Source organism: Dyadobacter sp. CY323, from assembly GCF_021390245.1.
In the GTDB taxonomy this organism is placed as follows: domain Bacteria; phylum Bacteroidota; class Bacteroidia; order Cytophagales; family Spirosomataceae; genus Dyadobacter.
Window position 1 is genome coordinate 204,906 of sequence record NZ_JAJUXH010000004.1, and the last position, 14,454, is coordinate 219,359.

The following is a 14,454-nucleotide window of genomic DNA, read 5'->3' on the forward strand; positions in this document are numbered from 1 at the left end:
CGAAACATATCAGCATCAGGTGTTTTCTGCATTGATCCGCCGATTTTTTGTCTGATAAGTGATCGCAATACCTGCCAGTATCACGATTCCGCCCATGATCATCTGTACAGTGATTTTCTCACCGATAAATGCCCACGCAAATATTCCGGTAACAATGGCCTGACTCAGCAAAGCCAGTGAGACACTTTTGGCGTCCATTTTTTTGACTGCATAATTAATCGACAACCAGCCAACCAGTTGACAAATAAGTCCCTGCACGAGAAATACAGTCCAAATGGAAGGAGTAAATCCCCGGACCGGTTGTTCAAAAAAGAGGCAGATGGCGAAGAGGTACAAACTGGAAACGGCCATGTTTAGCGTCATAAAACTAATGATATCCAGCTTGTTCAGTACGGTTTTGCTAATGAGCATGTACGTCGCGTAGAGTATTCCTGAAAGGATCGCCAGCCCAAAACCTTTGTCGAGTCGCATTTCGGTAAAGGCTTCGAACCCAATTAGGATAACCATTCCTGCCAGGGCAATCAGTGTTCCAATCCAGAATCGGAGTTTTGGCTTGTCGGGTAAAAAGAAGAACGTACCAATTCCCACCCAAACGGGTGAAAGGTTGGTAAGCAAAGTGGCCTGGGTAGCATTAGAATAATGGATTGACAGGTTCCAAACGGCAATATCAGTCGCAAATATCAGCCCGCAAAGAATGATCGGAAGCCACAATTCCTTTTTCGGAACAGTAAATTTTTTCGAAATCAATACATAAGGCAGTATCAAAACAAACCCAAAAACCATCCGGTAAAACGCGGAGGTAATCCCGGAAACGGGCGTCCATTTGACCAGAACTGGGAAAATACTGATGCTGATTACGCCGATAATGAGGCAAATGCGGGATTTCGACATAAAAATAAATAGATTCACAACAAAGATAATCCATTCGAAGAAGCGAATGAAGCTGCGGGATATTGATCAGTTTTTCTGGGACAAACCGGAACCAACCAAAAGTTGCCTGGAAGCTTTGCGGCGTTTTGTGCTGGGTTTTGATGGAGATATGACCGAGGCCTGGAAGTACTCGATGCCTTTTTATCACCATCGCGGAAAACGTCTTTGCTACATCTGGATCGAGAAGAAAACGGGGCGTCCGTATCTCGGTATCGTCAATGGAAATTTAATGCAGCATTCCAGGCTGGTCGCAGAAAAAAGATCCAGAATGAAAATATTCATCCTGGATCCAAACGAAGATCTGCCGATTGATACAATCAAAGAAATACTATTGCTGGCTATAAAGCTGGCTTAGCCCGATCGTACTGAACCGGCCAGGTAACATCGTCGCCAAGCTGGTGCGCGGCATGCAATGGAAAATACGGATCTCGCAGGAATTCTCTCGCCATCACGATCAGATCGGCTTCATTATTCTGCAGGATTTCTTCGGCTTGTTCAGCGTTGGTTATCAGTCCAACAGCGCCGGTGAGGCTGTTTGTTTCTTTCTTGATGCGCGCAGAAAATGGTACCTGATAGGATGGGCCGACCTGGATTTTTTGATGTGAAGCCAAACCTCCGGACGAAACATCGATCACCGAAATTCCTTTATCAGTCAAAATCTGAGCGAGTCGCGCGGACTCGTCCGGATTCCAGCCGCCTTCTGCCCAGTCGGTCGCCGATATTCTGACAAAAACAGGCAGGTTATCGGGCCATGTTACATTCACAGCATCAATGATTTCTAATAAAATTCGGGTACGATTCTCAAAGCTTCCGCCATATTCGTCGCTGCGCTGGTTACTGAGTGGCGACAGGAACTGATGCACAAGATATCCGTGCGCCGCATGGATTTCAATTACTTTAAAACCCGCCTCGAATGCGCGTTCTGCTGCCGTCGCGAAATCGGCAACTACCTTCTTTATCCCTTCTGAATTAAGCTCGAGCGGAGCATCTTCTTTTTCGTGAAATGGGATCGGGGAGGGTCCCAGCGTTTTCCAGCCACCTTCCGAAAGCGGCACTTGTCCACGACCTTTCCACGCGGGATAGGTACTGGCTTTCCTGCCAGCGTGTGCGAGCTGTACCCCCGGAACGGTTCCCTGGGCGGATATGAAATCCGTGATCTGCTTTAATTTTTCGATATGTTCGTCTTTCCATATTCCCAGATCCTGCGGCGAAATCCGGGCTTCGGGGGAAATGGCGGTTGCTTCTGCAATGATCAATGCAGCGCCGCCGACTGCCCTGCTTCCCAGATGCACCAGGTGCCAGTCGTTTGCAAAACCGTCTACCGAAGAATACTGGCACATCGGCGAAACGACGATCCTGTTTTTCAGGGTGATACTTTTTAATGTCAATGGAGTGAATAATCGGGATGCCATAATATGCTAATTTGATACAGGTTCTTTAATGATTTTAACTCTTCCCACGTCGCCGGTTTCCAGCCGAACTTTTATCCCGTGGGTATGTTTCGGGGCGCTGGTAAGAATGTCTTTAACGATTCCGTGGGTCAATGCGCCGCTGCGCTGGTCCTTTTTCAGAACGATGGCCACAGCGAGGCCGGGCTTGATATTGTTTCGGTCTGTTCCTGAAAGTGAAGTCATTTAACTAGATTTTGACAGCTTTAATTTTTTGAAGGATCTTGATTTCATCGATTGTGATCGTGCTGATCAGTTCAAAAAGTCCATTAATGGTTTTCAGATCTGAAAGCATTTTGCGGGCCGGCGACTGGTCTGCTTTTTCAATGCCTAATTCCTTGATTTCTTTTTTGCGTTTTGCGAGCAACTCTACCAGTTTCTGATTTTGAGGAAGTGATTCTCTCGTGATTTCAAATGTGCTGCTGGTTTTTCCCTCAATCATATCCATTGCTGCCTGTAATTGCCGGTCGATCTGTCGGATCATCAGCTCAAATTCCACGGAGAACTCCGCATAGTTGAGAGTCTGTGCATATGTCGACAATGAAGCGATATAGGAAGTCAGCATGTGGCTTGTCGCGACGAACTGATGGTACTCTTCCATGTTCATTTGCTGGCGTTTTGGTTCCGACAGCATTTTCTGAAAGTTATCGGACAGGTTCGCCATTGCAATGATCGCATCTTTTCGTAAAACTTTCAGATCATTGATATTCAATTCTTTACCCGTAAACTTTGCGGCTACCAGATTGAAATATTTTCGGTTCGCATTCAATGCATCGGTAATGTACTGGTTGATTTGTGTATGCTCCCAGACCGGCAAAACGTAAGACGAAATGACGTATGCAATCGCTGAGCCAATTACAGTATCAAGCAATCTCTCCTGCAAAACCGCGGTAATGTGCTCCGGGTTCAGGAAATTGAAGGAAAGGATCACATAAAGCGTAATGGAAGTGGATGCGATGAGGTAATTGGTTTTTAAAAAGCTGTAAGCCGTGATCATAGCAAAGATCATCAGCACAAAAAGCGTCGTGGCGTCATGCAGCAGGTATAAGATCAAAAAACCTGTAAGTACGCCGAGCAGCGTACCCCCGATCCGGTGCAGATTTCGCTGCTTTGTAATGCTGAAAGCCGGTTTCAGGATCACTACAATCGTTAAAAGTATCCAATATCCGTGGCCTAATTCAAAGAAAAGAGATGCAATATACCCGATCAGCAAGCCGACCGTTACGCGTACAGCATGCCGGAAATGACTCGATTTGAGGGAAAGGTTATCCAGTAAAATGCGCGGGTGATAATCCTGTTTCGGCGTAAAATGATCAGCTTCCACATTAGCCGAAAACCCATGGCTGACGTCGGCATCGTAGGTAGTGGCGCGATGTAATTTTTTCACCCGTTCCGTGATATCCTGCAGTGCATTGAGTATTTGCCGCAGCATGATAAAATCTTCCATGTTATCATGGTTCATTTTATAGGCCCGCATTTGTTCAAAAGCACTTTGGCATTTGTTGAATGCCTCGTCGAGGTCATGCTTCTTGTTCGAGGGAAACCCACTTTGGACTGCAATGCCAATTTGTTGCAGTTCCGCGGCCAGCCAGGTGATATAAGTCCCGAAAAGCCGCAATACTTTGGTGTGATCAAATGCCCGGTGAAGGTTTGCATAGTTTTGCTGCGAGTTCAGGATACGCTCGAAAAGATCAATGCTATCGAGAAACATCAGCATTAAAATGCGGCTTTTGGTCGTGGACTCCGTTACAATCTCACGTGTTTTGAAAAGGATTTCTCTTAAATTCTCGTGGTTTTCCCTCAAAAGGACCTGCTGGTGCACCATCCGGTTGAAAAGCTCATCATAATCCGGGTTCGAAAAATAGTAGTCGGCTTTGATCGAAAGCAGTTTTCCCAATTCGACAAAATTTTCCCCGAGCAGCTGCTGGATCAGCTTATAAGGCATCAATTTTTGCAAAACCATAAAGAGAATAAAATACCAGATGCCCCCGGCAGAAAAGATCAGCGCAGTCCGGAGTACCATGTCGCCACTCAGGTGATCATCAATATTGAATACAAAAACCAAAAGTGAGATCAATCCAATGCTGTTCACACGGTTGCCATAAACGCCGACCAACGAAAAGAACATCCCGAAAACAATGATTTCCAGGAAAACAATGAAATGGATATGCCGGAGAAAGCCGGTTACACAAGCAACTACAAAACAGGTTAAGATGGCAATAAGAAGTGAATTGCGTCGTCTGTGATAGGGTCCGGGATTATCGATACCTCCAAGCAGAAGCGTTCCCAGCGGAAATGCAATCATTTCGCCCAGAATCCCATAATGGTAAAATATGAGGCTTGGAATGATCGCGCCAAGGGTTAACCGAACTCCTGTAAAGAGGTAATGACTGGAAATGAATTTTTTAAATTCGTCGAGGTAATTCACGATTTTGTAAAATAGTGCCTTAAAAGGAATTTAAAGGCAGGTTTTAATAGTGCGGTGTAAATGTTGCAATTAAATTAACAATGATTCGGGGGGCTGTACTGAATTATTTAATCTTTTGGAAACTGGCCCCCAGATTAATCAACGAGTTTAGATTGTTTGGAGTTTCAGATTCGAGATACTTCCACCGAACTTTCCACATCAAAGTCCGTACCATTTAAATCCCGGCGCGTTTCTCCGGATTGCCCGATACTAATTTTGGCAAAGAAGATAGTACTTTGAACAATCCATTGGTATTCATGAAGCGTTGGTTCGGTTTTAGTAGGTTAACGCGTGAAGTAAATGCCGGGATACTATGAACAAAAATGGGGAAATCATTATTATAGAAGATGATACAGACGATCAGTTCGTGATGGAGATCGTATTTGAAACGCTGAAATATCCTAATAAGCGGGTGTACTTTAAAGATGGCTTGGCCGCATTGGAATACTTACAACATCCGTCATCCATTCCGTTTCTTATACTCTCCGACATAAACCTGCCGAAATTGAATGGGTTCGAACTGAGAGAAAAGCTACACACAGACGCAGAGTTACAAATCAAATGCATTCCCTATCTTTTCTTTTCCACAGCCATAAACCAGGATATGGTTATTGACGCATACAGTATGTCGGCGCAAGGTTTTTTCGTTAAACCCAGCTCAATCGAAGAGTTGACCGAAACGATAAAGGTTATGGTGGACTACTGGAAGAAGTGCGCCGCCCCGAATAACTTTTAACAACACCTCCCGCAAATCCCTTCCCAGCCGTAATCTACCTGTGAATTTGTCGTTTCTACACCCTCTCGGAAGCGAAAAAGGTTTTGATATTTGTGATTATCAATAAATATCAAACATCTATGAGCAATACGACAAAAGCAAATGAGTTTATGTCCAAACTCGAACACCCTCTGAAGGCAGAAATGGAAGCGGTCCGGGAAATTATCATCAATGCCAACTCTAAAATGGAAGAAGATGTAAAGTGGGGAGGCCCCAGCTATTTTTACAAAGAGGACTTTGCCACCTTCAACCCGAGGATCAAAAACTATGTGGCACTTATCTTTCACAAAGGACAGCTGCTCAATATAGAATCGGACTTTCTTGAAGAAGCTACAAAAGGAAAGGTTTACGCAAAATTTTATTCCATGGAACAAGTAACAGCGAACAAAGAATTGCTTGAGAAAATGGTGAATGCGTGGATTGATTTGATGGAGAGATAGGAGTGGTGGTTCCGCAAAACCGTCTCACAGCATAACTAGAATTCAGAAAATGGCTATTCAAAAGGTTTATAAGCCCACTGTAATAGTACTGTCAATCTTTCTGGTGATAATCGGTGGCCTCTGCTGTTTAATGGAATGAGAAATACGAGGTCGTGCAAATCAGGCCAAAAGAAAGGCTGCCTCTGAGTGGAAGCAGCCTTTTCAATGACTCTTGGAATATTCTAGTTATCTGAACCTATTTTCGCGATCGCTTTGTCGATCAGGTACAGGCCAGTACCCTCTTCACCAATGATATCGAAAAGTTCGAGCGCGTGACGTGCGTTGTCTTCTTCTTCAGTCTGCTCTTTTACAAACCATTGCAGGAAGTTTTCGGTTGCATAATCTTCTTCTCTGCGGCTTGCGCTCACAATGCGGTTGATCGATTGCGTAACGGCGATCTCGCTCTGAAGTGCTGTCTCGAACACATTACGGAATGTAGCGAACTCTTGTTTCACAGCTGGAACTTCGGGAGAAACGGCAGTGCCGCCGACAAACATCAGGTAATTGAAGATTTTTACCATATGTTCTCTTTCTTCTTCCGACTGTTTCATGAAATATTTGGCAGCGTTTCTGAAACCGTTGCGGTCACACCAGGATGCCATCGCCAGGTACTTGGAAGAAGCTTCTGCTTCCATTTTAACCTGGTTGTTCAGAAGTATCTCTATTTCCTCTTTTAGGGAAGTTCTTTGTCTCAATAAATCTCTCATGGTACTTGCTATTATTTATAATTACTAATTGCAAATATCATGCGAAAGTTCAGCTTTCCAAACTTATATCGAAATTTGGAATTGGTCTAATATGATCTGAATGAGCTATTTAGACTGATTCTGATTCTATAAAGAGAAGTTCGTGGAGCATTGAATTTAATTCGATCGCGAAGTGCGTACCGTTTACGAGTTCTCTGAGTTGAACAAGCTCGCAAAGTGTAAGTTTATGATGCAGGTTGAGCTGAGGTGCTTCAACGAACTCATAATCAGACTCATCGGACAAGTCGAAAATTTTGCTGTGAATGTCGATGCTGTTAACCACCCGGCGGAAATTAAGGAAATCCCGGATTTTAAAGGAGGCTTTTAGGTCGCCGAAGTGAAGAATGATTTTTGAGGTTAAATCACACTGCACGCTAAATCCTTTTGCAGTACTGAACAATTCATTCTGGGTATTCACTGACAGCAACTAATTGAATCGTGGAAATTGATACACAAATATAGTTGCAGGCTTTTTACCAAGCAAGTTATTTGTAAGCGATCTAATTAAAGAGTCGCAGTTCTACGCTGACTGCCGGTCATTGTTCTTCCAGAAGTGCTCAATCACGGATCTATCTACGTTCTTCGGCGTGCCACATTTCATAATTTTTCTGGAGATTAATTCAGAACTGCGAAGTGTTCCCGAATGCTTCGGAGAGCTTTACTGCCAACTCTGGGGTGATACCCAGGCTCGACGTAATCCACATCGTAAACATCTCCGTCCTCAAATCGGAAAATAATTCGAAAATTAGGAGAGACTGTTATAGACCAAAATTGATTCAAATCACCCGTCAATTTATGAATTCCAGATCCCATTTGTCGAATATCCTCTGTTGAGGAAATAGCGTCCAACTGGTCCAGATGCGAACGATCTTGCGAATAGGTGGCTGGTAAGCCGGAACTATTGCCAGTCTCGTAACAAGTTAGCAATCCTTTGTGTCGGATCGATACGATCATTTTATATAGTGTGTTTTGAATCCAGCAAAAATTACTTTTCCGCCGCCTTTGCCCAGTTATCCCGCAAAGTCACTGTTCTATTGAAAACCAACGCTCCTGGCTTACTATCCGAGTCTTTTGCAAAGTAACCTTTGCGCAGAAATTGAAATTGTTCTCCCTCATTCGCTTCCGCCAAAGCCGGCTCCGCATACCCGGTGATAATTTCCAGCGACTTCGGATTAATGTATTCCTGGAAATCACCTTCTTCGGAAGCAACATCTTCTACCGAGAAAAGCCGGTCGTACAATCGTACTTCAACTTTTTCGGCATGCAATGCAGATACCCAGTGCAAAGTCCCCTTTACATTGATCCCGGTCGTATCCTGTCCACTTTTGCTGTTTTCAAGGTAGGTGCAAATGACCTCCGTAATTTCTCCCGAATCGTTTTTTACAACACTGTCACACTGTATAATGTAAGCACCTTTCAGACGCACCATTTTGCCGGGGGCCAATCGGAAATATTTCTTGGAAGGCTCCTCCATGAAATCTTCTTTTTCAATGTAGATCTCACGGCTGAATGGAATTTCCCGCATGCCTGCCGCAATATCCTCAGGGTTATTCTCACTATGGCACATTTCGGTTACGCCTTCCGGGAAATTGCTGATCACCACTTTCAACGGGTCGAGCACGACCATCCGGCGCAATGCCTTTTTATTCAAATCTTCCCTCACACAAAATTCAAGCAAACTCACATCGATCATGTTTTCGCGGCGGGCCACGCCAATGCGATCGCAGAAATCACGGATGCTTTCAGGGGTGTATCCACGTCTTCTCAACCCGCTGATCGTCGGCATGCGCGGATCGTCCCAGCCATTCACGAAACCTTCTTGCACAAGTCGCAATAATTTTCGTTTGCTCGTAACCGTATAATTGAGGTTGCGGCGTGCGAATTCGTATTGGTGGGATGGATATATTTCCAGTTGTGCAATCAGCCAGTCGTAAAGCTCGCGATGCGGCGCAAACTCCAGCGTACAAATGGAATGCGTAACGGTTTCAATGGAGTCACTTTGCCCGTGCGCGAAATCATACATCGGGTAAATGCACCATTTATTTCCGGTACGGTGATGATGGGCATGTTTTATCCGGTACAAAATCGGGTCCCGCATCAGCATATTGATGTGGGCCATATCAATTTTAGCGCGAAGCGTGCGGCTTCCGTCGGGAAACGCTCCACTTTTCATTTCTTCAAATAATGCAAGATTCTCTTCGATCGTGCGACTACGGTACGGGCTGTCTTTTCCAGGCTCCGTCGGAGTGCCTTTCAGCGTTGCTACTTCCTCCGAAGTGGAGTCGTCCACATAGGCCAGGCCTTTTTTAATGAGCTTGACCGCGAAATCGTAAAGTGTATCAAAATAATCGGATGCATAAAGTTCGTGTTCCCATTCAAAACCCATCCAGCGAATGTCGTTTTTGATGCTTTCTACATACTCTGTATCCTCAGTAATAGGGTTTGTATCGTCAAAACGCAGATTTGTATAACCCGGAAATTTCTTTGTAAGTCCGAAGTTGAGACAAATGCTCGACGCATGTCCGATATGCAGATAGCCGTTCGGCTCCGGGGGAAAGCGTGTGATGATCTCAGTATATTTTCCTGACTGTAAATCTCCTTCAACAATCTCCTCGATAAAGTTCAGGCTTTTCTCTTCTTTTTTCTCTTCCGTAATCATACTAAAATGAAATTTTCTAATTTCAAAGTTAACCTTCTTCGTCACAACTTCCGCAATCAGAACGTGTAAATCGTAAATCTGCGCTGTTTCCTATACTTTTGCAGCATGCGCTATTTTCTGGAATTTAGTTACCGCGGTACGGCTTATCATGGATGGCAAAAGCAAAACAATGCACTGGGTGTCCAGCATGTATTGGAAGATGCATTTGCCAAAGTGTTCAGAATGCCTGTCGAGCTTACGGGCAGCAGCAGGACGGACACCGGTGTTCATGCAGAACAACAATTCGCTCATTTTGATTTACCCAACACAATTGCGGATTGCGATTTATTGATTTATAAATTAAATGGCCTGATACCCAGGGATATTGCAGTCAAAGCCATTTTCTCAGTTCCTGAGGATACGAATTCTCGTTTTGCAGCCACACACCGGAAATATCAATATCGGATTACCAAACATAAAAGTCCATTTTTGACTGATTTAGCGTATTTATTACGGGCAGATCTGAATGTTACTTTAATGAATGAAGCTGCTGCATTACTACTGCTTCATACCGATTTCGAGAGTTTCAGTAAGATCCATACGAATGTCAATAACTTCCGCTGCACGATCTCTGAGGCACATTGGGTAGAATCCCCTGATATGCTGATATTCCATATCCAGGCTAACCGTTTTTTGAGGGGAATGGTGCGGGCATTGGTGGGCTCACTTTTGGAAATCGGAAAGGGGAAAAAGACGGTTGGGGATTTTGAAAAAATCATCCTCGCCCGGAACAGAAAAGAAGCCGGGGCACAAGCCCCGGCCGAAGGTTTATTTTTAGTTGAAGTAGGCTATCCCGACGGGCTACTTAAACATCCCTGCTGAGCTCAAATTGCATCTTTGGTAAAGACGTTATTAACCAGACGTGAAATTCCTAATGGATTACTGTTCTTCAATTCATCCGGCAACAATGCATCAGGCCAGCCCTGAAAGGATTGGGGACGAACAAACCGAAGGATGGAATGGCGCCCGACGGATGTGAAACGCGCATCGGCAGTTGCCGGGAATGGGCCGCCATGATGCATAGACGGACAAACTTCTACGCCGGTAGGGACACCATTTAAGATAAAACGACCTGAGATCTTTGCCAATCGCCTGGTAATATCCGAATGCAATGCGACTTCATCTTCTTCCGCCATGAGCGTTGCAGTAAGCTGGCCAGGCAAATGGGATATCGCTTCCAATAACTCCTCTGTCGTTTCACAAACAATCAAAAGTGAAAACGGGCCGAATACTTCTTCGTGAAGTTTTGGATTGGAAATGAAGGCTTTTCCCGAAACTCTTGCGATACTTGCTTGTGCCTGATTTTCCCCCGGCGACAGATTGTCAGAAATGGCCAGCTCAGTCACTTCATTTTGCTTAAAAACCTCTTCTCGTAGCTTATTATAGTTTTTACAAATGCCCGATGTGAGCATTGTTGCAGAAGTGGTTGCAATAATTTCTCGTTTATATGAATTTTCGAAATCGGATAGGCCTTCGGTTTCAGTTACAAAAACAAGTCCCGGATTCGTGCAGAATTGTCCTGCTCCCAGGCTCACTGACGCGGCTAAGGTTTTGCCAAGTTCAACTGAATGATTTTTAAGGTAACCCGGTAAGACGGTGATTGGGTTTACGCTCCCCATTTCAGCAAAAACAGCGATTGGCTCGTCTCTTTCCCGCGCCAGCTTGTGCAATGCCATTCCACCTTTGTAAGATCCTGTAAACCCAACAGCTTTGCTCGCCGGGTGCATGACGAGCGCAGTTCCGACCTCAAAACCATCATCAAACAGCATCGAAAAAACTCCTTCCGGCATACCCGTTCTTTTTGCCGCTCTCACTATCGCCTGTGCGGTGAGGTCGCTGACTCCCGGATGTGCCGCGTGGGCTTTTACGATCACCGGATTCCCTGCGGCCAGAGCTGGTCCGGTATCGACTCCGGCAACGGAATAGGCAAATGGAAAGTTGCTGGAACCAAACACAATCACAGGTCCGATCGGTACCAGCATTTTGCGGATGTCCGGTTTGGCAACAGGAGCTCGGTCCGGAATGGCGGTATCAATGGACGCTTCGATCCAGGAACCTTCGCGCAGGAGTTCTGCGAATTGGGTAAGCTGATTAATCGTCCGCGCACGCTCGCCCTGCAATCTGGCGAGTGGCAGGCCGGTCTCGAGGTGCGCGCGTTCGAGAAGCTCGTCTCCTGCCGCCATGATTTCTTCGGTGATTGCAATCAAAAAATCGGCACGTACCGCGGTAGGAACCTGGGCGTAATCATCTGCTGCTTTTTCAGCGAGTTGCATTGCGCGATTTACTTCGTCGACGGTAGCAGTATGAAAAGTCTCCGGCAGAAACTGATCCGTCGCAGGCACATAGGATTGAAATGTTTTAGGATTCTCAGCCGAAAGTGAGAAACCGATATAGTTTTTTCCTTGAATGGACATAACCAAAAAGTTAAGATGGACTGGTACCCTTTAAAAACAAAAATTTGTGCGGATAACTTCCGCACAAATCCAAAAAATGACTCGTAAATGTGTTTAAAAACTCAGACCAAACGTCCAATAATATCATCTACCGAAATTCCTTCTGCTTCCGCCTTGAAATTCCGGATGATGCGGTGGCGAAGTACCGGCAAGGCTACTGCTTTTACATCCTCGATATCCGGCGAATATTTACCCGAAAGCAATGCATTGCATTTGGCAGCAAGTATCAGCGCCTGCGAGGCACGCGGCCCGGCTCCCCATTCCAAGTAATCGTTCGTGTCTTTTACGGCTAATCCGGCAGAAGGTCTTGTTTTATGCACAAGCTTTACGGCATACTCAATTACGTGATCCGTAACCGGTACCCGACGAACCAAATGCTGGAAATCCATGATCTCTTCGGCGGTAATTACTTTTTGTACCTCGTGTCTGCGATCCGTTGTGGTGCTTTTTACGATGTTTACTTCTTCCGCATATGAAGGATAGTCCAGCTGGATCATGAACATAAAACGGTCGAGCTGAGCCTCCGGCAGAGGATAGGTACCTTCCTGCTCGATCGGGTTTTGCGTAGCCAGTACGAAAAATGGTCTTTCAAGTGAATGCTTTGCTCCGGCAATGGTTACCGAATATTCCTGCATAGCTTCCAGCAAGGCGGACTGCGTCTTAGGCGGTGTCCGGTTGATCTCATCTGCCAGAATAATATTTGCAAAAACGGGACCTTTAATAAATTTGAAATTTCGGTTCTGATCCAGTGTTTCAGATCCCAGAATGTCGGAAGGCATTAAATCGGGCGTAAACTGGATCCGGTTGAAGTTAAGGTCCAGCGAAGAAGCAATCGTTTGGATAAGAAGGGTTTTCGCCAATCCCGGAACGCCGACCAGCAAGCAATGTCCCTGACAAAAAATAGCGGTAAGTAATCGTTTAACCACCTCATCCTGCCCGATAATTACATTACCAATTTCACGTCTTATTTTTTCGTAAGCTACTTGCATAGCTTCGGCTGCTTCAACGTCCGATGAATACTTCACGATATGTCAGATTAGATTTTCAGTTTGTTTAGGCGAACTAGTCAATCGGCGCTACATATCATCCGTGGCAGCGAGCCCGAGCACTTTGCAATTCTTGTATTCAGGCTCAATACTGATAAAGACATCTCCCTGAGCTTTCTTGAACCACTCTTCCAATGCATTGTTACGCTTGTTACTGAGCACGATCTGCGCAAGTTTTTCATAGTCGTCATGCAGGTTGGCAGTATGAGGTTCTGACCTGCTTTTGTACCAGATGATACGCATGGCGCTGCTGCCATCTTCCAGACGATAAGAAACAGGATGGCTCAAATCGCCTACTTTCATGGTGTCAATTGCAAAATATAATGCAGGGTCCATCGATGCGTCAAGCGTAAGGCGGGCAAGTCCGGTACTGCGGTCAGATATCAATCCACCTGATTCGGCAGTTTCTTTATCATCAGAATTATCTAATGCTGCTTTTGCAAACTTCAGTGTATCTATTTGGATCAATGTGCGAAGGCTATCCAGGGAACGGATTGCGCGGCTCATATCGGTTCCTTTGTTGTAGTCAGGTCTTAACAAAATGTGTCTCGCATGGTATTCCGCCCCACGGGTTTCAACCAGTTTAATTAAGTGAAAACCGAATTGAGATTCAACGATATCGGACATTTCGCCCGGTTTCAATGCTAATGCAGCTCCCTCAAACTCAGGGACCATCGCACCTCTTTTCGCAAAATTAAGATCGCCGCCATTCTTCGCAGAACCTAAATCTTCCGAATAGATCTGAGCCAGATTAGCAAAATCTTCCCCTTTTTCGACACGCTGTTTGATTTCCAAAAGTTGTTGACGCAACTTATCCTTTTGCTCCCGGGTAACTTCTCCTTTTTTAACGATATGTCCGATCTCGACTTCAGACGGAATGTAAGGTAAGCTGTCTTTTGGGATCGAATTAAAAAATTTGCGGACCTCACTCGGAGTGATTTTTACATTTCCCGAAATGGTTTGCTGCATTTTCTCGACGATCTTCTGCTCTTTTACCTGGTTCCTGAGCTCTGCTTTGAGGTTATCTATGCTTTTCCCGTAAGCCTCCACGATGTTTTTCTCGGAACCGAAACGCTGGATCATGTAACCCATTTTCGCATCCAGTTCTCCGTCTACCTGCTTATCTTCTACTACCACCGAGTCAATTTCGGCTTTGGCCAAAAGCATTTTATTGATGATCAGAGATTCCAGAAGCTGGCATTTTTCAGGGGCTGTACGTCCCTCTGCCTTGTATTGGTTATACATTTCTTCCAGTTCCGAATTCAATATATAGTGGTTATCAACCCGTGCTATAATTTTATCCAGGCTCACTCCCTGCTGGCCCTGCCCCTTACCTGTCAGACAGCAGAACAGTGAAAACACTGCCACAAGCTGAACTGCAATCCATTTGTTCATTTTCATAAATTACTGAA

At 45.1% G+C, this 14,454-nt stretch carries 15 protein-coding genes; 4 read left to right on the forward strand and 11 right to left on the reverse strand.

All coding sequences use genetic code 11. From position 1 onward, the window contains the following. Positions 1–15: 15 nt before the first annotated feature. Positions 16–891: a DMT family transporter gene (locus tag LZG72_RS09850; RefSeq protein ID WP_233870932.1), complete on the reverse strand. Its 876-nt coding sequence runs from the start codon at positions 889–891 to the stop codon at positions 16–18. A gap of 46 nt (positions 892–937) precedes the next feature. Between LZG72_RS09850 and LZG72_RS09855 the strand changes: the two genes are divergently transcribed. Beyond that, a complete protein-coding gene (locus LZG72_RS09855) occupies positions 938–1,285 on the forward strand; it encodes a DUF1801 domain-containing protein (RefSeq protein ID WP_233870935.1) in 348 nt (115 codons plus the stop codon). On the opposite strand, the gene LZG72_RS09860 is transcribed toward LZG72_RS09855, so the two are convergent. From LZG72_RS09860 to LZG72_RS09870, 3 genes are read right to left on the reverse strand one after another with little or no spacing between them, the layout of a single operon-like run. Next, the gene (locus tag LZG72_RS09860; RefSeq protein WP_233870937.1) at positions 1,269–2,342 is read right to left on the reverse strand and encodes an NADH:flavin oxidoreductase/NADH oxidase; all 1,074 of its coding nucleotides are present in this window, start codon (positions 2,340–2,342) and stop codon (positions 1,269–1,271) included. The two genes, LZG72_RS09855 and LZG72_RS09860, sit on opposite strands and share 17 nt — an antisense overlap. Before the next feature lie 6 nt (positions 2,343–2,348). Further along, the gene (locus tag LZG72_RS09865) at positions 2,349–2,564 is read right to left on the reverse strand and encodes a YwbE family protein (RefSeq protein WP_233870939.1); all 216 of its coding nucleotides are present in this window, start codon (positions 2,562–2,564) and stop codon (positions 2,349–2,351) included. 4 nt (positions 2,565–2,568) lie between these two features. Then, complete coding sequence (locus LZG72_RS09870) at positions 2,569–4,806, reverse strand: FUSC family membrane protein (protein WP_233870940.1); 2,238 nt, start codon at positions 4,804–4,806, stop codon at positions 2,569–2,571. A 352-nt stretch (positions 4,807–5,158) separates the two neighbouring features. Between LZG72_RS09870 and LZG72_RS09875 the strand changes: the two genes are divergently transcribed. Continuing rightward, complete coding sequence (locus tag LZG72_RS09875; protein WP_233870942.1) at positions 5,159–5,581, forward strand: response regulator; 423 nt, start codon at positions 5,159–5,161, stop codon at positions 5,579–5,581. 119 nt (positions 5,582–5,700) lie between these two features. After that, positions 5,701–6,060, forward strand: a complete 360-nt coding sequence (locus tag LZG72_RS09880; RefSeq protein WP_233870944.1) for a DUF1801 domain-containing protein — start codon at positions 5,701–5,703, stop codon at positions 6,058–6,060. A gap of 221 nt (positions 6,061–6,281) precedes the next feature. On the opposite strand, the gene LZG72_RS09885 is transcribed toward LZG72_RS09880, so the two are convergent. From LZG72_RS09885 to LZG72_RS09900, 4 genes are all read right to left on the reverse strand, one after another. Beyond that, positions 6,282–6,806, reverse strand: a complete 525-nt coding sequence (locus tag LZG72_RS09885) for a ferritin (RefSeq protein WP_233870946.1) — start codon at positions 6,804–6,806, stop codon at positions 6,282–6,284. A 109-nt stretch (positions 6,807–6,915) separates the two neighbouring features. Next, positions 6,916–7,263 carry a hypothetical protein gene (locus LZG72_RS09890; protein ID WP_233870947.1) on the reverse strand — a complete coding sequence of 116 codons (348 nt, stop codon included), beginning with the start codon at positions 7,261–7,263 and terminating at the stop codon, positions 6,916–6,918. A gap of 197 nt (positions 7,264–7,460) precedes the next feature. Then, entirely contained in the window at positions 7,461–7,799 is a 339-nt protein-coding gene (locus LZG72_RS09895; protein WP_233870949.1) for a type II toxin-antitoxin system RelE/ParE family toxin, read from the reverse strand. Between the two features lie 31 nt (positions 7,800–7,830). Then, complete coding sequence (locus tag LZG72_RS09900) at positions 7,831–9,504, reverse strand: glutamine--tRNA ligase/YqeY domain fusion protein (RefSeq protein WP_233870952.1); 1,674 nt, start codon at positions 9,502–9,504, stop codon at positions 7,831–7,833. A gap of 105 nt (positions 9,505–9,609) precedes the next feature. Here LZG72_RS09900 and truA point away from each other — a divergent pair, with 105 nt between their 5' ends. Continuing rightward, positions 9,610–10,365 carry a tRNA pseudouridine(38-40) synthase TruA gene (gene truA, locus LZG72_RS09905; protein ID WP_233870955.1) on the forward strand — a complete coding sequence of 252 codons (756 nt, stop codon included), beginning with the start codon at positions 9,610–9,612 and terminating at the stop codon, positions 10,363–10,365. Between the two features lie 2 nt (positions 10,366–10,367). On the opposite strand, the gene LZG72_RS09910 is transcribed toward truA, so the two are convergent. From LZG72_RS09910 to LZG72_RS09920, 3 genes are all read right to left on the reverse strand, one after another. Then, complete coding sequence (locus tag LZG72_RS09910) at positions 10,368–11,957, reverse strand: aldehyde dehydrogenase (NADP(+)) (protein WP_233870958.1); 1,590 nt, start codon at positions 11,955–11,957, stop codon at positions 10,368–10,370. Between the two features lie 101 nt (positions 11,958–12,058). After that, positions 12,059–13,021: a MoxR family ATPase gene (locus LZG72_RS09915; RefSeq protein WP_233870961.1), complete on the reverse strand. Its 963-nt coding sequence runs from the start codon at positions 13,019–13,021 to the stop codon at positions 12,059–12,061. Between the two features lie 51 nt (positions 13,022–13,072). Beyond that, complete coding sequence (locus LZG72_RS09920) at positions 13,073–14,437, reverse strand: peptidylprolyl isomerase (protein WP_233870963.1); 1,365 nt, start codon at positions 14,435–14,437, stop codon at positions 13,073–13,075. Between the last annotated feature and the right edge of the window lie 17 nt (positions 14,438–14,454).